The 16,065-nt window shown below is 41.4% G+C and carries 17 protein-coding genes and 4 tRNA genes; 8 read left to right on the top strand and 13 right to left on the bottom strand.

Features of this window, described 5'->3' with window-relative positions:
• Nucleotides 1-112: 112 nt before the first annotated feature.
• Nucleotides 113-2,536, bottom strand: coding sequence for a ribonuclease R (rnr, locus tag L6C30_RS01820; RefSeq protein WP_236162868.1), 2,424 nt, complete (start codon nucleotides 2,534-2,536; stop codon nucleotides 113-115).
• Nucleotides 2,537-2,800: 264 nt separating this feature from the next.
• On the opposite strand from rnr, the gene L6C30_RS01825 reads away from it, so the two are divergent.
• The 6 genes from L6C30_RS01825 (at nucleotide 2,801) to L6C30_RS01850 (ending at nucleotide 4,769) form a co-directional block, all read left to right on the top strand.
• Nucleotides 2,801-2,890: transfer RNA gene (locus tag L6C30_RS01825), tRNA-Ser, on the top strand.
• A gap of 15 nt (nucleotides 2,891-2,905) precedes the next feature.
• Nucleotides 2,906-2,982 (top strand) — tRNA-Arg (locus L6C30_RS01830).
• A gap of 49 nt (nucleotides 2,983-3,031) precedes the next feature.
• Nucleotides 3,032-3,108 (top strand) — tRNA-Arg (locus L6C30_RS01835).
• A 214-nt stretch (nucleotides 3,109-3,322) separates the two neighbouring features.
• A tRNA-Arg gene (locus L6C30_RS01840) sits at nucleotides 3,323-3,399 on the top strand.
• 193 nt (nucleotides 3,400-3,592) lie between these two features.
• Nucleotides 3,593-4,090, top strand: a complete 498-nt coding sequence (locus L6C30_RS01845; RefSeq protein WP_019836845.1) for a YcxB family protein — start codon at nucleotides 3,593-3,595, stop codon at nucleotides 4,088-4,090.
• A 34-nt stretch (nucleotides 4,091-4,124) separates the two neighbouring features.
• Nucleotides 4,125-4,769, top strand: a complete 645-nt coding sequence (locus L6C30_RS01850; RefSeq protein WP_308444293.1) for a fumarylacetoacetate hydrolase family protein — start codon at nucleotides 4,125-4,127, stop codon at nucleotides 4,767-4,769.
• 71 nt (nucleotides 4,770-4,840) lie between these two features.
• On the opposite strand, the gene msrA is transcribed toward L6C30_RS01850, so the two are convergent.
• The 7 genes from msrA to lgt all read right to left on the bottom strand — a co-directional run bounded on the left by msrA (nucleotide 4,841) and on the right by lgt (nucleotide 10,019).
• A complete protein-coding gene (msrA, locus tag L6C30_RS01855) occupies nucleotides 4,841-5,362 on the bottom strand; it encodes a peptide-methionine (S)-S-oxide reductase MsrA (RefSeq protein ID WP_070153293.1) in 522 nt (173 codons plus the stop codon).
• Nucleotides 5,363-5,424: 62 nt separating this feature from the next.
• Nucleotides 5,425-5,892, bottom strand: coding sequence for an META domain-containing protein (locus L6C30_RS01860; RefSeq protein ID WP_070153290.1), 468 nt, complete (start codon nucleotides 5,890-5,892; stop codon nucleotides 5,425-5,427).
• A gap of 152 nt (nucleotides 5,893-6,044) precedes the next feature.
• The gene (locus L6C30_RS01865) at nucleotides 6,045-7,100 is read right to left on the bottom strand and encodes a DUF4105 domain-containing protein (protein WP_236162775.1); all 1,056 of its coding nucleotides are present in this window, start codon (nucleotides 7,098-7,100) and stop codon (nucleotides 6,045-6,047) included.
• A 70-nt stretch (nucleotides 7,101-7,170) separates the two neighbouring features.
• Nucleotides 7,171-7,683: a dihydrofolate reductase gene (locus L6C30_RS01870; RefSeq protein ID WP_236162776.1), complete on the bottom strand. Its 513-nt coding sequence runs from the start codon at nucleotides 7,681-7,683 to the stop codon at nucleotides 7,171-7,173.
• An 89-nt stretch (nucleotides 7,684-7,772) separates the two neighbouring features.
• Nucleotides 7,773-8,615 (bottom strand): thymidylate synthase, encoded by an 843-nt coding sequence (gene thyA, locus L6C30_RS01875; RefSeq protein ID WP_236162777.1) that lies wholly within the window; start codon nucleotides 8,613-8,615, stop codon nucleotides 7,773-7,775.
• A gap of 99 nt (nucleotides 8,616-8,714) precedes the next feature.
• Entirely contained in the window at nucleotides 8,715-9,098 is a 384-nt protein-coding gene (locus L6C30_RS01880) for an AzlD domain-containing protein (protein WP_236162778.1), read from the bottom strand.
• A 111-nt stretch (nucleotides 9,099-9,209) separates the two neighbouring features.
• Complete coding sequence (gene lgt, locus L6C30_RS01885; RefSeq protein ID WP_236094042.1) at nucleotides 9,210-10,019, bottom strand: prolipoprotein diacylglyceryl transferase; 810 nt, start codon at nucleotides 10,017-10,019, stop codon at nucleotides 9,210-9,212.
• 93 nt (nucleotides 10,020-10,112) lie between these two features.
• Here lgt and L6C30_RS01890 point away from each other — a divergent pair, with 93 nt between their 5' ends.
• A complete protein-coding gene (locus L6C30_RS01890) occupies nucleotides 10,113-10,895 on the top strand; it encodes an NRDE family protein (RefSeq protein ID WP_236162779.1) in 783 nt (260 codons plus the stop codon).
• A gap of 42 nt (nucleotides 10,896-10,937) precedes the next feature.
• Here the strand turns inward: L6C30_RS01890 and L6C30_RS01895 are convergent, their stop codons facing one another.
• The 5 genes from L6C30_RS01895 to rdgB form a co-directional block, all read right to left on the bottom strand.
• A complete protein-coding gene (locus L6C30_RS01895; RefSeq protein ID WP_236162780.1) occupies nucleotides 10,938-13,157 on the bottom strand; it encodes a PhoX family phosphatase in 2,220 nt (739 codons plus the stop codon).
• 190 nt (nucleotides 13,158-13,347) lie between these two features.
• Nucleotides 13,348-14,136: a twin-arginine translocase subunit TatC gene (gene tatC, locus L6C30_RS01900; RefSeq protein ID WP_070153269.1), complete on the bottom strand. Its 789-nt coding sequence runs from the start codon at nucleotides 14,134-14,136 to the stop codon at nucleotides 13,348-13,350.
• On the bottom strand, nucleotides 14,133-14,618 hold the full coding sequence (tatB, locus tag L6C30_RS01905; protein ID WP_070153266.1) for a Sec-independent protein translocase protein TatB: 486 nt from the start codon (nucleotides 14,616-14,618) through the stop codon (nucleotides 14,133-14,135). Before tatB ends, tatC begins: the two co-directional genes overlap by 4 nt.
• A 32-nt stretch (nucleotides 14,619-14,650) precedes the next feature.
• Nucleotides 14,651-14,887 (bottom strand): Sec-independent protein translocase subunit TatA, encoded by a 237-nt coding sequence (tatA, locus tag L6C30_RS01910; RefSeq protein WP_070153263.1) that lies wholly within the window; start codon nucleotides 14,885-14,887, stop codon nucleotides 14,651-14,653.
• Between the two features lie 169 nt (nucleotides 14,888-15,056).
• A complete protein-coding gene (gene rdgB / locus L6C30_RS01915; protein ID WP_019836835.1) occupies nucleotides 15,057-15,683 on the bottom strand; it encodes an RdgB/HAM1 family non-canonical purine NTP pyrophosphatase in 627 nt (208 codons plus the stop codon).
• 125 nt (nucleotides 15,684-15,808) lie between these two features.
• Between rdgB and L6C30_RS01920 the strand changes: the two genes are divergently transcribed.
• Complete coding sequence (locus L6C30_RS01920; protein WP_019836834.1) at nucleotides 15,809-16,057, top strand: hypothetical protein; 249 nt, start codon at nucleotides 15,809-15,811, stop codon at nucleotides 16,055-16,057.
• The last annotated feature ends 8 nt before the right edge of the window (nucleotides 16,058-16,065 follow it).

Consider the following 16,065-nt stretch of genomic DNA (forward strand, 5'->3'; position numbering starts at 1 on the left):
GCAGATTTAGCTAATCAAGGTCATAACTTTGTCAGAATATGGCTGTTTGAGGCGATCCCAAAAAACAAAAAGAGCCGTAGCTCTTTTTGAAGTGGTTGGAAAAAAGCCGATGCTAGTCAAATTTAGACTTGGCATTGGCTTTTTTCTTTTTCTCTTTGGTCTTTTTCTTGGTTTTTTCTTTCGGTTTTATTTCCGACTTCGCTGAGGTTTTTTTACCATAAGAACTCGGTTTGTTTTTTTGCTTTTTCTTTGGTACAGGTTGCTCACCGTTTTCACTTAAAGTCGCCTTGCTTGGACGCTCAGAAAAAACTTCTTCGGTGGCTTCACGGTTGAATGGTTTTGCCACGCGCGGTGCGCGCATACGAATAGCACGACCTGCATGGGTGAGTTGTTGCATAAGTTCAAAATCAATTTTGCGGTCTTCTAAATTCACGGCCGCCACTTTAATTTTGACTTCATCGCCTAAGCTAAAGGTTTGACCACGTGCTTGTCCAATTAGACTTTGACTAGCTTGATCAAATACAAAGAAATCATCGCCTAACTGGCTGACATGAATCATACCATCGACATAAAGGTCTTTGAGCGTAACAAATAGACCGAATTCTGCCACTGCAGAAATTATGCCCACAAATTCTTCACCTAAATGCTGCTGCATATAGTGGCATTTTAGCCATGTCGTGACAGAGCGCGAAGCTTCATCTGCACGACGTTCAGTTGCAGAATAATGTTCGCCTGCATCATCTAAAGCTGCGCCCGAAAGTGGGGATGGCTTGTGTTGTAAATGTGCTTTAATGGCACGGTGTAATAACAGGTCAGGGTAGCGGCGAATTGGTGAAGTGAAATGCGTGTAGGCATCATAAGCTAAACCAAAGTGTCCTGCATTGTTGGCACCATAATAGGCCTGCATCATGGAGCGTAATAACACCGCGTGAATACTTGGCGCATCAATACGATCTTTAGTGGCTTCAATCACCGCTTGATAGTCGGCCTGAGTTGGTTGTTCTGGGAAATGTAGCCCAAGTAATTTGACAAAATCACGGACTTTTTGAATACGTGAAAACTCTGGCGGTTCATGCACACGGTACAGCATCGGCACATCATGTTTGAGTGCATATTCTGCTGCTGCGACGTTGGCGAGTAACATACATTCTTCAATCAGTTTATGTGCATCGTTACGGGTGCGGGGCAAAATTTCTTTAATTCCACCTAACTCATCAAAGGTCATGTAGGTTTCAACGGTCTCAAACTCCATGGCATGACGTTCGGCACGTAAGCCTTTCAGCACTTGATACAGTTGGAACAGAGTGTTTAATGATTTGCGCACCTCCCGATCTTCTGGAATTGCCGCACTATCACCCTCAAAATATTGTGCCACTTGGGTATAGGTTAGACGTGCTTTAGAATGCATGACCGATGGATAGAATTCAAAACCTGTGACTCGACCTACGCGTGACAGTTTTAAATCACAGACCATACATAAACGGTCAACCTGCGGATTGAGTGAACATAAGCCATTCGATAAAGCTTCAGGCAACATTGGCAATACAAAATGTGGGAAATACACCGAAGTCCCACGTTCCTGAGCTTCATTATCTAATGGTTTGCCTGAGCGGACATAATGGCTGACATCGGCAATGGCGACAACGACTCGGTAGCCACCGCCTGGACGTTTTTCGGCGTACACCGCATCGTCAAAGTCGCGGGCATCTTCACCATCAATGGTGACTAAGGGTAAATCGCGTAAATCAATACGTCCTTCACGATCTTGGGCAGTCGGTTCCTGAAAGCTTTCGGCTTCCTGAATGACATCTTCAGGAAATTCATAGGGCAGACCAAATTCTAAAATGGTTTGCGGGATAATAATTTCAGTATCAGCTTTGTCTGCCATCGACTGAATAATATGTCCTGTGGCGAATTCTTCACGGGTTGGATAGTCGTCAATGGCAATGCGAACAGAATCGCCCAGTTTAACTTGGGCATGTTCAATTAGTTCTTTTTCAAGGGTAATGGGTTGATGGCTATTTGGTTGGGCGGGCTGAATAAAATATTCACCATCGTATTCTGACAATTTACCAATGATTTGTTTGACACGACGCTGAGTGACTTCTGTAATAAAGCCCCATGCCTTGCCTTTACGATCTACCGAAGTCTGGCGGACTTTGACTTGATCGCCATTAAACACCAAACGTAGTTCACGTTCAGGCAATAAAATATCTTCATGACCTGCAATATTGGCTGTGCCTAAACCTTTACTGTTGATGTACACCGTGGCGTCATGAGTCGGTTGTTCTGCAGCAAGCTGGAACTTGAATCCATCTTTCATGAGCTGACCATCACGCACCATGGCAATTAAACGATGGCTTAACGCATCAATACTTTTTTGATCGGCAATGGCGAAATGCTCAACCAAGTCTGCATGTGACTGTGCCGCTTGCAGTGTTTCAATAGTTTCTAATATTAAGGTACGGCTTGGAATAGGATTTTCGTAACGTTCGGCTTCAGCTTTCGCTTCAGGATCGACCCAATTTTTCATCATGGAATAAACTTCATGTCAGAAGGTAGGTTTAGCATAAGTCATGTACGTGAAGACTGCACGTAAATGATTGCAATAATGTGTTTTCTGTCGTTATTTTACGATGTTTCTGGTTTTTGTGTAGTGATTGCCAAAAGTTCAGGCGCAATTCTGGTGATGAATCCTGAAAATTGTTTAAAAAATATTTAATTGAGCAAAAATATGCAAAAATTGTGGTGTCTAAGCTTGCAGTGCTAGCACTTAATTTGTATTATGGCGGCACGTTACGGTGAGATGGGTGAGTGGCTGAAACCACGTCCCTGCTAAGGACGCATACGGGTAACTGTATCGAGGGTTCGAATCCCTCTCTCACCGCCACGCTTTACTTATGTCGCGCTCATAGCTCAGCTGGATAGAGCACTTGGCTACGAACTAAGGGGTCGGGAGTTCGAATCTCTCTGAGCGCACCAATAAGTAAACTGAACAGTAACGTATTGCCTAAATTGGCAAACAAGTAATGCGCTCATAGCTCAGCTGGATAGAGCACTTGGCTACGAACTAAGGGGTCGGGAGTTCGAATCTCTCTGAGCGCACCAACTTGAACAATCAACCGCTTAAATGCGGTTTTTTTGTGCCTGAAATTTGCTGATATAGTGTGTATCTGCATTTACCCGAAGCTAAGCCAATGCAATAATTGTATTTCGGTAAAATTTTTTGAATCGTCGAATATCTGTGCATTTGATTGCAAAATGATGAATTAATACTTAACAGCCAGACAAAAACACGTATAATGCACCCCATCAAGTCGTCGCGCTCATAGCTCAGCTGGATAGAGCACTTGGCTACGAACTAAGGGGTCGGGAGTTCGAATCTCTCTGAGCGCACCAACTTGAAATAAAAAACCGCACTTTTGATGCGGTTTTTTTGCATCTACACTATCTAAAAATGATGAAATTTCTGTGTCAAAAGTATGACTATTGTTTTACATCTGGCTTTGAGCGAATAAACACTAAAAAAATAAGGAATGTGCTCAATCTAGTGTAAGATTTAGCTCAATTTGAATGACTTGATGATGAGCTTATGTCTGACACGCAGCCAGCATTGTCTTTGCGCTATATTTTAAATTTAGAAGAATCTCAAGACGGCTTTGCCCTTGCGACTTTTGGTAAAAAACAATTCACCCGTTTTATTACACCACTGATGAGTGTGGCGATTATCGCTTGGGGCTTTTATTTGGGCTTCGATGGGGTAGGTCGCTATTATGTTGCACTCGGTGCGTTCTTTTTAATCTTGCAAACCTTAATGCGTTATTGGTTTTTGCCAATGATGTTTAAGCGCCAGTTTGTCAAATACCAATTTGGAAAAAGCGAGCAAGGTATTGATTTATTTCAAGACTATGCAGAATTGTATGCCAATGGTCGTAAACAGGTATTTCATTATAACGAGGTGCAAAATTTCGCTGTGGGTAAACTCACCTATATGCTGGAATTGAAAAACCGTACAGTGGTGATTGTGCCGAAACGTGCATTTAATCTGCCTGCAGAACAAACGGTTTTTGAAAATACCTTTAAAAAGTAAGTTCTAATTTTCCCAATTTACGAATTATTTGAGGATGATGATGAGTACACGTCCATCTAAAATTGTCTGTGTCGGTCGCAGTTATGCAGACCATGCCAAAGAATTAGGTAATGCTGTACCTGATCGTCCTGTGTTATTTATTAAACCGCCAAGCAGTTTACGCAGTTTAAATGATGGGATTACGTGGAATAAAGTCTGGGGCAATTGTCATTATGAATGTGAACTGAGTTTACGCATTGACCAACCCTTAAATGCAGACACAGATCCTGCCAAAGTGTTGGATGCTGTAGGTGCAGTGACTTTAGGTCTGGATTTAACTTTGCGTGAGTTGCAGGACGAACTCAAGAAAAAAGGGCAACCATGGGAACGAGCCAAAGCATTTGATGGTTCTTGTGTGTTGGCAGATTGGGTGGATGTATCGGAAATTCAGGACTGGAAAAACGTGCACTATCGTTTGGTCATTAATGATGAATTACGTCAGCAAGGCGATACCAGTTTATTGATTTTTGATATTGCGGCATTGTTGGCAGATATTAGCCAAGTATTTAGTTTAGAACCTGGTGATGTGGTCATGACTGGTACGCCTGCAGGAGTGGCAGCATTACAGTCGGGCGATCAGTTGAAGATGACCTTACAAGGACGTACTCAGGCATTTGTCTGGACGACTTTTGTAAAATAAATAGTGGTGTAAACGGTGATGTCATCAAAAGATGAGTATCACCGTTTTGTACTTGCTTTTAAATCCAATGGTTATACTTTCAGTAAATGCTGAAATTTACTGCGTAATTTATTCAGTTTCGGTGGAATGGAAAAATTGCAGTAGCCCTGATTTGGATTTTTGGCAAAAAAATTCTGATGATAGTCTTCTGCAGGGTAAAATTCAGGTGCTGCACTGAGTTCAGTCACAACATTCACACCTTCAGCTTGTAATGCTGCAATCATCTCGGTGGCAGCTTGTTGCTGTGTAGCATCTAAATAATAAATCACAGAGCGGTATTGTGTGCCGACATCATTGCCCTGACGGTTTAATGTGGTTGGGTCGTGTGTGGCAAAAAATACCTCAAGTAATTGTGAATAGCTGATCTGCTGCTCATCAAAATCAATCAAAATGACTTCTGCATGTCCGCTGTCGCCACGGCAAATATCTTCATAGCTTGGGTTTAAGGTGTGTCCACCTGCATAACCGCTGGTGACTTTTTCTACGCCCTGCAGTTGTAAAAATACAGCTTCGACACACCAGAAACATCCGCCACCAAACAATGCTTGTTGCATGATTTTGTCCTTATATTTTATGAATCAACCATTTTAAGCCTATTTATGGTTAGACTTAGCCATTAACGTACAGCCGTTGGTGTTTCAAATTGAATGAGTAAATTTCCATGACGATCTAGCAATTTCAGGGTTTTACCATAGACCTGATAATGTGTGACTTTGTTCAGGGCTTCATGAAATTTCTGATCTAAGTTATTGTTATTTAAGCAAGCCATTCGCGTGGTCGCCAATTGACCCAATTGTAGGGTGTCACGTCCTGCGGTATAGCTAGCGTTGATTCGGTTACAACTATCTGAACCTGAGACTATTTGTGTGGTGGCATCAAAGTTTAAATATGGCAAGTTTTGGCGGTTTGCTGCAGTATTTAACATACTGTTGCCCAATTGAGTAGCCGTCCATGTACGTTGTACCAAGTTAGCTTGATTGATTGCGGTAATTTGGCTGGTGCTCGTTTGAGTTGGCATATTTTCACATCCAGAGAAAAGCATGACTGAAGCAAATATTGCGAAAACAAAAGATTTTTTAAACATGAAATGATCTCTAATTTTTTGAACTTGTTGCTATCTAAACAAATTATGCGCCGTGGCTCTAGTTGAATTTGTATGTTTGCTGCAACTTTTTCAAGAATGGGTGTAGTTTGCTATTTCAATGAATTGTATCTGGACAAAATGACCAAAATAGCTCAAGGCAGCACTTTGTTTTGATCGGTTGGGTGCGAGTAAGGCGTGCTGATTTTTGCTGAGGAATCGAGCTGTACCCCTTGTCGAATAAGTCTGGAAAAGTCCTGACTGTGGATATCTTTTAAGTTTTCCACACGTGGGTTAATGTGGGCGCGTTGATACCAAGTTTGCATATCCCAACGATGATCCAGCGCATGCAAATCATATAAATAATTGGGTAAATAACCCGAAGCAAACAGGCGATAGTCTGCAGTGAAGCGTTTTTGTGATACAGACTGAATCATATCAAACAACAATGTGGTGCAATTACTGGTTAAAGTGTTGTACCACCGTGGCTTGGCCGCCAAAGCATCGGCTTTATGCAGATATTCCTGAAACAGTGCTTGTGCTTCTTGATGATTCATTTGAATTGGGAAAAAATAAACTTGTTCACCCCGAATATTACTGCGAGTGTAAATGATATCTTTTTCATCGGCAGCAACAAGGCTCAACTCATATTTCCGAAAGAAGCCACCAATCGCAGAAAACTCTTCATGTCTTTCTTTGCGTATTTCAATGGAAAAAGTCAGAGGCGCTTGATCGGCAAAGTCAAAACTAACCAAGGTATGCGCAATTTTAGGCCCCATCCAGTATGAGGTGATGATATTCACCCCAGTGATCTGTTTCAGATTAAATTGTCGGGTTTCCCAATGTTCGGTATAGCGATCATCGGCATGCCAGTCAAAATTGCGGACATTGTGCAGCGTGACCTGATCTTGTACTTGTTCATAATGCAGCATACGGGCTACTTCAGGGTTCCAGTCACGGTCTTGCTTGGCATCCATCCCAAAATACCAAAACAGCCCCAAGGTAAAACCCAAAAGATAAACCAAAATATCCTGATTGCGACTGAGCAAATGCTGAGTGATATAAATGCCCAAAATGCTGAGGGTGAAGGCTAGCCAAGTCCCAATCAGCACACGGCTCATTAACCAACCCAAAGGCTGATGAATCCACAAGGCCATACTGAGCCAAATAGAAGAAAGAACGACACCTAAACTGAAGATGAAATGCAGCATCCGCCATTCCTGAGGCAAAGTTAAATTCCGTTTAAGTCATCATAATCAAATATTGCCAAGGCTGTCAGCATTATTTTTGATAGCGGGCAAACTCAAAGGCAATCCCTGATTTTTCATCGACATGCTGTTCCGAGGCCACTTTTTTAAACTCGGCAGGAATGGCAGGGTAATGCGCATCTCCCTGCACATCCAATTCAATATGCGTCAGTTCCAAACGGTCAGCAATCGGCATGGTTTGGCTAAAAATTTCACCACCACCAATAATAAATAAAGTGTTTGGTTTTTCTGAAGCTTGAACATCGGCAACGGCTTGTTGTAAGGCATCTTCAATGCTATGCGCCACTTTTGTGCCTTCAAATGCCCAGTTTGGGTCGCGGGTAATCACCCAATTGACACGTTTAGGCAGGGTACGCCCCGTCGACTCCAAGGTTTTGCGTCCCATAATCACTACGCCACCTTGGGTGATTTCTTTGAAGTGTTTTAAGTCTGTCGAAATATGCCACGGCAATTGGTTACCCTGACCAATGCAGCGTTGTTGATCCATAGCAACCACGTGTACAACTTCTAAATTTTGAAATGACATAATTCGGCTCGTATTTTCTTAGTCTGGAAAGTGTTTTAGGGATGTTCAGATCCTTTAAATGTTGAGATGCTAAATCTAGCAACAGCTAATTAAACTGCGACAGGCGCTTTAATTGCAGGATGTGACTCATAGCCTACAATTTCAATATCTTCAAATTTAAAGTCGAAAATATCCTTGATTTCAGGATTGAGTTTTAACTGACATAAAGCCAATGGTTCACGGCATAGCTGTAACTGTGCCTGTTCAAAGTGGTTGGCATATAAATGCGTATCGCCACCTGTCCATACAAAATCTCCGACTTCTAAATCACAGACTTGTGCGATCATGTGGGTCAGTAAAGCATAGCTGGCAATATTAAAAGGCACACCTAAAAACACATCGGCACTGCGTTGATATAACTGACATGAAAGTTTGCCGTTGTGTACAAAAAACTGGAACAGGGTATGACAAGGAGGTAAAGCAACTTGACCTGCTTCTTGCGGGTTCCAGCCCGACACGATCAAACGACGTGAATTTGGATTGGTTTTAATTTCATTGATTAACCATGCAATTTGGTCAAAACCATCTTGCTCATACAAACCATTAGCTTTTTGTGTGGCACCAAAGTTACGCCATTGATGTCCGTACACAGGGCCAAGTTCACCTTCAGGACGGCCAAAGCGCGCGGTTTGTTCTGCGGTAGACCATTCATCCCAAATACTGACTTTATGTTCTTGTAGATATTTGACGTTGGTATCGCCTTTTAAAAACCATAACAGCTCAATTACGATAGAACGGAAATGTACTTTTTTGGTAGTCAGCAGTGGAAAACCTTGTGCAAGGTTAAAACGCATTTGGTGCCCAAACACTGAACGTGTGCCTGTTCCGGTACGGTCACCTTTGTCGCCACCATGGTCAAGAATATGTTGGAGTAGGTCTAAATACTGGCGCATAGCGTTCTCTGGTCAAGCAAAAGTGAATATTTTTTGTTTGGGCAATTCGATGCCCAGTAAATCAGAAAGAATAATAGCAGAGTTTTTTAAGTTGTGACTTTATTGTGTGTCGGAAGTGTGATGTTGATGCAGCAATGACAGTGGTGAAAACAGGCAAATTGTCAAAGCGGTAAAGCCAATGCCTTGTGCACCCGACAGTAAAATTTCACCGTGTTGAATCTGCATGAAAATGAGTGCGAGTAACAATGCTAGCGGAATCCAAGTCAATAGTCGTGCTAACCAACCTGTTGGATGTTGCGCAGTAAAATGAATTTTGCAGTAACGACAAATTAAAAAAACAAGACCTGCAGCTAGAAACATTAAAATCGCATCGAGCTTTAAGGGTTCTAAGAAATATAACGCTGCAGTGACCAGCGCGATTAACAGCAGCAGGGCAATTTTCTTTTTGACGGTAATCTGTGGGTTAAACCAAAATTCAAGCATGTGAGATATTGATGTCTGAAAAGTATAAGTACTAGATGGCACTGTAGCATAAAAAAGGCGAAGATTGACTTCGCCTGAATAGATGAAAGCTGCATGTAAATGGATAGCGGTTTAGCTGTTTTTCTGCGGACCCCAATCATAAATTTTCTTTTGATAGGCATACCACATCATCCAGATACCGACCAAAATCATTGGCAAGCTCAGGAATTGTCCCTTACTCATCCATGCAATAAAGAGCTGACCATGATCGGGTTCGCGGAAAAATTCGACAACAAAGCGTGCCAAACCATAACCAATCAGGAATAGGGCAGACACTGCCATGCGTGGACGTGGCTTGGAGCTAAACCACCACAATACAATAAATAGAATTAAACCTTCGCATAAGGCTTGATACAACTGAGATGGATGCCGTACCAATTGCAAAGGATCGGTCGGGAAAATCATCCCCAAGGCAAAGTTAGGATCGGTCACAGGGCGACCATATAATTCGCCACCAATAAAATTACCAATACGACCAAACATCAGACCTGTAGGTACGCATGGGGCAATAAAATCCAAAGTTTGAAACCAAGTCATTTTGTATTTTTTACACCAGAACAGCATGGCTAAAATCACGCCCAAAAAGCCACCATGAAAACTCATGCCGCCTGTCCAAACTTGGAATAACCATAGCGGATTTGCCAAAAATTGTTCAAAGCCATAGAAAAATACATAACCGACACGTCCACCAATGACTACGCCCAAAGCGCCGTAAAAGATCAGGTCGGAAACCATGTCTGGTGTCCATCCACGCTGTTTGGCACGGTAAGTTGCCAAACCCCATGCAAATAAAAATGCCAGTAAATACATCAAGCCATACCAATGGACTTGCAAAGGCCCGAGCGAAATCGCAACGGGGTCAATATTTGGATAGGTGAGCATTCCTGTTCCTTGTGATTCTGTTTTGCACAGATTTTAGCTGAATGTGATGAAAAATGTTGTACATTCAATGTGTAAAGATTAAGAGTTTGAATTATGTGTATTGTTGCATTGGCTTGGCAGGTCTTGGCAGACACACCCCTGTGTTTGATTTCAAATCGGGATGAGTTCTATCGGCGTTCGACAGCAGCACTGGCAGCATGGCCCCAGAGTCCAATTGTTGCTGGGCAGGATTTAGAATCGGGCGGTACGTGGATGGGGATCACTCAGTCGGGACGCTGGGCAGTGATTACCAATTATCGTGATGCGAATGATGTTCGTGAATATCCAACCTCACGTGGGCATATTATTCAGGCCTTTTTAGAATCTGAGCAAACGCCTATCCGTTTTGCCCAAGCCTTGGAAAAACAGCAATGTGAATATGCAGGTTTTAATTTATTTGTGGGCGATACCACTCAAGCGGTGTATATGAGTAACCGCGGTGAAGCACCACAGGTTCTAGCTAAAGGCGTTTATGTGGTGTCAAATGGGTTGATGAGTGACCCTTGGGAAAAAACTGCACGTTTACGCAAACGCTTTACGCAGGAGTTTTTACCGATGCTGCAATTGCCTAATCTTGCATCGGCAGAGCTAAATGCTGCAGCGTGGGATATTTTAGAAGATGAACGCAAGGTTGCGAATGAGTTGTTACCGCAAACAGGGATTTCATTGGAGATGGAAGCGTTGTTGTCATCAACTTTTATTCAAAGTCCACTGTATGGGACACGCTGTTCCAATTTTTTACGGATGCAGGGAAATCAATTTACATGGTTGGAAAAAAACCAGTATGGTGAACAAAAGGGAAATATTGTGCAACAACAGTTGAATATTGAGGCATAAAAAAATGCCGAAGAAATGTCGGCATTTTTTGATTGCTTAGGTTTAGCCTAAAACAACACCACCATCTTTACGAGTAATCACTGCGAGTGCAGAGCGTGGTAAAGCTTTTGAACTTGGGTTGGTTTGGCTATCTGGCCAGTGGCTGTTAAAGCCATCGTTACGATTACCATTTTCCCCTGGGTGTTGAATGCTGACGAAGAATGTTTTCAAGTCAGGTGTAAATGCAACCCCTGTAATTTCTGCTTCAAGTGGACCAGTTAAGAAGCGTGCTAAGTTATTTGCTGTTGGCTTCGCTCCAATATGCGTTGTCACAGTACCAACTTGTTGAGATGTGCCATCTCCAACTTGACCAGGTAGTGCAACTAACATCATGCAGTTAGTGCGTTTTAAATAAGCTCCATCATCTGTTTGAATCCACATTACACCGCGAGGGTCAAATACTAAACCATCTGGGCTTGAGAAGTCATTCTCTGCAGTTAAGCCAGACAAGTTTGCAGCTGCAAGGTCGAATGGTGCACCAAATGCGTAGACATCCCATTGGAATTTCAATGCAGCGTGGTTGCCATTGTCTTCTCTCCAGCGGATAACATGGCCATTCGGGTTACCATCTAGTTTGCCATCGCTATTGTTATCATAGTCACGTGGGTTTGCTGGATCAGTTTTACCACCGCGGTTTGCTGCGTTACTGTTGGTTAAGGTTAAATAAACTTCACCAGTGATCGGGCTTGCATTGACCCATTCTGGGCGATCCATTTTGGTTGCACCAACACTGTCTGCTGCAAGACGGGTAAACACCATTACATCTGCTTGGCTGCTGAAAGGATATTTGGTATTACTTGAATTTAAACCGTTGATACCGTAAGTAAGCTCTACCCACTCACCTAAACCATATGCTTCTGTACCATTTGCGCTAAATTTAGCAACGTATAATGTACCTTCATCTAAGTATTTTGTACCTGCTTTTAAGCCACCGTTTGCATCAGCAGGGTTCCAGACAGCTTTTGATACGAATTTATAAACGTACTCACCACGAGCATCATCACCCATATACAGTACAACAGGTTTGCCTGCTTCTACTGGAGCATAGCCGCAGTTTTCATGTGCAAAGCGACCTAATGCTGTACGTTTAATAGCACGTGAAGTTGGGTCAAAAGGATCAATCTCGACAATCCAACCAAAGGTATTGAGTGCATTGCGGTAGTCATCAAGTGCAGTTGCACCAATACTACTTACATCCCAGCGTGAGAATTCATCTGGAATGATTTGCTCTTCTAGTGCAGGAGTATGCCATAAATAGTCAAAACCTGTGCTACCTGCTTTTTGCCCATAACGTGTTAAAGCAAAATCGGTGTGTGCAGGAACTTTAGCGGCATCATCCGTTCGACGTGCAAAAACACCAGTAAAGTTTTCTTCAACAGTTAAATAGGTTCCCCATGGTGATGGGCCACTACCGCATTGATTGTTGATACCGCGGGTTGTTTTTCCTGTAGGATCAAACTTAGTTTTTAATAAATCATGACCTGCAGCTGGACCGCTGAAATCTACTTCTGTTGCACTGGTAAAACGACGGTTAAATTTAGAATCTTTCACTAATTCAAATGTAGCAAGGTCTTTTTTACGTTTAACTTCATAAACGCCCACGCCATGTGCATTTACTTCACGGCGTACGTCGTCTGACAAACGTTGATTTTCATAAATCTTATCTACAGGGTTGGCAATTTTGCGTGTATACCCACCAAGTAAGTGTAAACGTTCTACTTCTACATATTCATGGTTAATCACCAATAAACCATGATCAGAAACAGTGTTGTCTAATTTGCCATCTTTTAAGCCATAGAACCATAAACCATCATGGTTATCGCCTACACGAAGTTCAAAAGATTCACCAGCACGTTGTTGAGTATCACTCCAATCAGATAAACCACTAATTAAAGGCATGCCCACTGGTAGGAAGGCTTCAACTTGATACTGTTCAGGTACAACAACCTGATCTTTTTTACTATGCGGTACTGGAGTGAAATTAATTGTTTCAGGTGCTTTTAGCTCTGGTTGTTTTGTAGGCGGGGTAATAATTGGATCATCATTCTCATCTGAACAGCCAACTAAACCCGCTCCCCCCAACATCATGGCGGCAGTCATGCCAATGCCACCGCGCACTACACTACGACGGCTTACGCGTGCATTTAAAATTTCTTGAAAATGTGGGTTATCTGATGTGTTTGAATCTTCCACATGCTCAATTAACTGATTTTCTAAATTCATTTTTATTCCTAGCAATTTTGCAGAACTTTGTTAAAGCTATGCACATACTAGAGTTCAGTTGTGACATTCGGGTGAACTAATCATGACAGTATCGTTATGATTGATAAAATAATAAGGTCTAACTATTTGTAATGAATGAGAAATATTTAACTTTTCAGATATTGATATGTAGTGCTGATCCCAAATAGGATCAGCTGGTTTTAGTTTGCTTTTTTAATAAAATACGCCCTAAAAGAATACCTAATTCAAATAATAACCACATTGGAACAGCAAGCATTAACATGCTAAGCGCATCTGGTGGTGTAACAAACATCGCTATAAAAAAACAACCAACAATAATATAGCGTCGCTTTGTAACCAAAGATTCAATCGTAACAATATGGGCTAAAATTAGCATGACGGTCGCAACAGGTATCTCAAAAGTAATACCAAACACCAAAAAGAGTTTTAAACAAAAACTTAAATAACTATTGATATCTGTCATTGGTGCAACAGAATCAGGTGATGCCTGCATAAAGAATGTTAGGACTGCGGGTAAGGTAATGAAATAAGCAAAGGCAATCCCTGCATAAAATAATACGATACTTGAAAATAAAATAGGTAGTGCGATTTTTTTTTCTGTTTTATAAAGTGCGGGTGCTAAAAATTGCCATATTTGATACAAAATAAATGGCATGGCAATAATAAACGCCACATAAAAGTTCAGTTTAAAGGGAGCCATAAATGTTGCTGTTACGTCAGTCGCAATCATATTTGCATGTTCAGGTAAGCGACCACGTAATGGAGAAGATAGCATTTCATAGAGTTGATTTGCAAAAGGTAGCATAATAAAAAACAGAGCGATAATAAGCCCTACACATTTTATTAGACGGCGACGTAACTCAATTAAATGTACAGTAAAAGGAAGCTGTTCAAGTGCTTCATTCTCTTCAGTTGTTGTTTGATTGAATTGTTCAGTTTGATTAGTGGTACTGGTCATGTGGTTACGACCTTTTGCTCTTGTTTTTGTAAAGGAGTGTTTGATGTTTGCTGAGTTTGTATTATCAGACCAGATGGTTCTTCAGATTGAATACAGGTTTTAGTTTGAGTCATATCCGATTCAGCTGTATGCAGTCCAGAATTTCCCATTTTTGTTTTGTTATCAAGTTCTTTAATATCGGGTGATATTGCTTTTTCGAGTTCTTGATGTTGTTGATTAACTTCTTGCTGAATTTGATCCAATTGAGCCTGCATATTTTTTTCAATATCTTTAAAGCGGGCAATTTCTTTTTCCATTGTTTCTCTAATTTCAGTGATTTCTAGTTCACGCTCAATATCCCGCTGGACATTAGTAATCAGCATTTTAATTTGACGATACCACTTAATGACAGAGCGAATTGCTGTCGGTAATTTATCTGGTCCTAAAACGATGACTGCAATTATAGAAAAAACCAGCAGTTCGCTCATGCCAAGATTTAACATGATTTATCCTCAAGCATGATCAATTCAAACTGTTAGCTTTTGATATGGCTTTTAGAATCAGTTGTTACATCACTGCTATTGGCTTGATGTTCAATCGTACGAGGTTCTTTCAGTTGTGCAGTTTCAGCCTCATCATCTTTAATTGACTTTTTAAAATCTTTCACCGCACCGCCGACATCTTTACCTAAGTTTTTAAGCTTAGATGTACCAAATAATAAAATGACCACAATTGCAAAAATCAGCACGTGCCAAATAGATAATCCTGCCATGATTTAGACCTCTCAATAGTTGAGCCTATCACAACAGGTCTGTATGACAATGCGGTGACGAATGTGTTGCGATTTGACGACAAGGGATGTTTGACCTGATTTGTAAAGCTTGAAAATAAAACAGCCCGTGTTTGAAAACGGGCTGTAAGATCAATCACATCTGTTAAATCTAAGCTTGTAAACTTGCTTTAAACAGTTGCATCGCCTGACCACGGTGACTGATTTTATTCTTTTCTGCTTTCGACATTTCTGCGCTCGATACTCCTAGTTCAGGCAACCAAAAGAGCGGATCATAGCCAAAACCATGTTCACCACGAGCTTCTGCTAAAATCTCGCCTTTCCAAATACCTTGGAAAATTTGTGGTAATGGATCATCGGCATGTTCAACCAAAGCTAAAACACAAACAAACATACCTTCAATTGCTGCATCGTCTTGACGTAGTGGCTTGAGTTTATTCAAAAGTTTTTCATTATTGGCTGCATCATTGCCATGTTCGCCTGCAAAACGTGCAGAGTAAATTCCTGGTGCGCCGCCTAAAATAGGCACACATAAACCAGAATCATCGGCAATCGCGGGCTTTCCTGAAATTTTCGCGGCATGGCGCGCTTTTAAAATGGCATTTTCAACAAAGCTCAAACCATCTTCAACCGCATCTTCAATATTTAGTTGACCTTGAGGAATCACTTGCACAGGCAAGTCTAATTGCGCAAACAGGGTTTCAAATTCTGCAATTTTTCCCTTGTTATTGCTTGCTAAAACCAAAGTACCTTGAGCGCGCCAATCAGTTGCAGCCATAATTCAGATCTTAATTTAAAATAATCTTGGATATTTTAACGGATTTTGCAGACTTAAAAGTTTAATCTTGCACAGATTTGTTTTAATACATGCAAATCATGCTAGATATAAGAAGTAGGGGAATCATGACGAGCAAAATTTCAGAGATCTACCGTTATTCGAGTCAGCACCGTACATTATTGCAGCAAAGTGAGCGCTGTGGTTGTTTTTACTGTCTGGAAACTTTTGCTTATAGCGAAATTGAAGATTGGTGTGATAATGAGCAAACCGCAATTTGTCCGTATTGTGGTATAGATGCAGTATTGGGTTCTGCTGCAGTAGAAGAATTCAGCCCTGAATTGCTACAGGCTATGCAGGCGGTTTATTTCGGATAAAACAAAAA

Origin of the sequence: Acinetobacter sp. KAM396 (assembly GCF_021602765.1) — a bacterium.
Classification (GTDB): domain Bacteria; phylum Pseudomonadota; class Gammaproteobacteria; order Pseudomonadales; family Moraxellaceae; genus Acinetobacter; species Acinetobacter towneri_A.

Coding starts and splice junctions, on each gene's coding strand:
- rnr (WP_236162868.1), bottom strand. CDS start 2,536: ATGATGAAAAATTGGGTCGATCCTGAAGCGAAAGCTGAAGCCGAACGT.
- L6C30_RS01845 (WP_019836845.1), top strand. CDS start 3,593: ATGTCTGACACGCAGCCAGCATTGTCTTTGCGCTATATTTTAAATTTA.
- L6C30_RS01850 (WP_308444293.1), top strand. CDS start 4,125: ATGATGATGAGTACACGTCCATCTAAAATTGTCTGTGTCGGTCGCAGT.
- msrA (WP_070153293.1), bottom strand. CDS start 5,362: ATGCAACAAGCATTGTTTGGTGGCGGATGTTTCTGGTGTGTCGAAGCT.
- L6C30_RS01860 (WP_070153290.1), bottom strand. CDS start 5,892: ATGTTTAAAAAATCTTTTGTTTTCGCAATATTTGCTTCAGTCATGCTT.
- L6C30_RS01865 (WP_236162775.1), bottom strand. CDS start 7,100: ATGCTGCATTTCATCTTCAGTTTAGGTGTCGTTCTTTCTTCTATTTGG.
- L6C30_RS01870 (WP_236162776.1), bottom strand. CDS start 7,683: ATGTCATTTCAAAATTTAGAAGTTGTACACGTGGTTGCTATGGATCAA.
- thyA (WP_236162777.1), bottom strand. CDS start 8,615: ATGCGCCAGTATTTAGACCTACTCCAACATATTCTTGACCATGGTGGC.
- L6C30_RS01880 (WP_236162778.1), bottom strand. CDS start 9,098: ATGCTTGAATTTTGGTTTAACCCACAGATTACCGTCAAAAAGAAAATT.
- lgt (WP_236094042.1), bottom strand. CDS start 10,019: ATGCTCACCTATCCAAATATTGACCCCGTTGCGATTTCGCTCGGGCCT.
- L6C30_RS01890 (WP_236162779.1), top strand. CDS start 10,113: ATGTGTATTGTTGCATTGGCTTGGCAGGTCTTGGCAGACACACCCCTG.
- L6C30_RS01895 (WP_236162780.1), bottom strand. CDS start 13,157: ATGAATTTAGAAAATCAGTTAATTGAGCATGTGGAAGATTCAAACACA.
- tatC (WP_070153269.1), bottom strand. CDS start 14,136: ATGACCAGTACCACTAATCAAACTGAACAATTCAATCAAACAACAACT.
- tatB (WP_070153266.1), bottom strand. CDS start 14,618: ATGTTAAATCTTGGCATGAGCGAACTGCTGGTTTTTTCTATAATTGCA.
- tatA (WP_070153263.1), bottom strand. CDS start 14,887: ATGGCAGGATTATCTATTTGGCACGTGCTGATTTTTGCAATTGTGGTC.
- rdgB (WP_019836835.1), bottom strand. CDS start 15,683: ATGGCTGCAACTGATTGGCGCGCTCAAGGTACTTTGGTTTTAGCAAGC.
- L6C30_RS01920 (WP_019836834.1), top strand. CDS start 15,809: ATGACGAGCAAAATTTCAGAGATCTACCGTTATTCGAGTCAGCACCGT.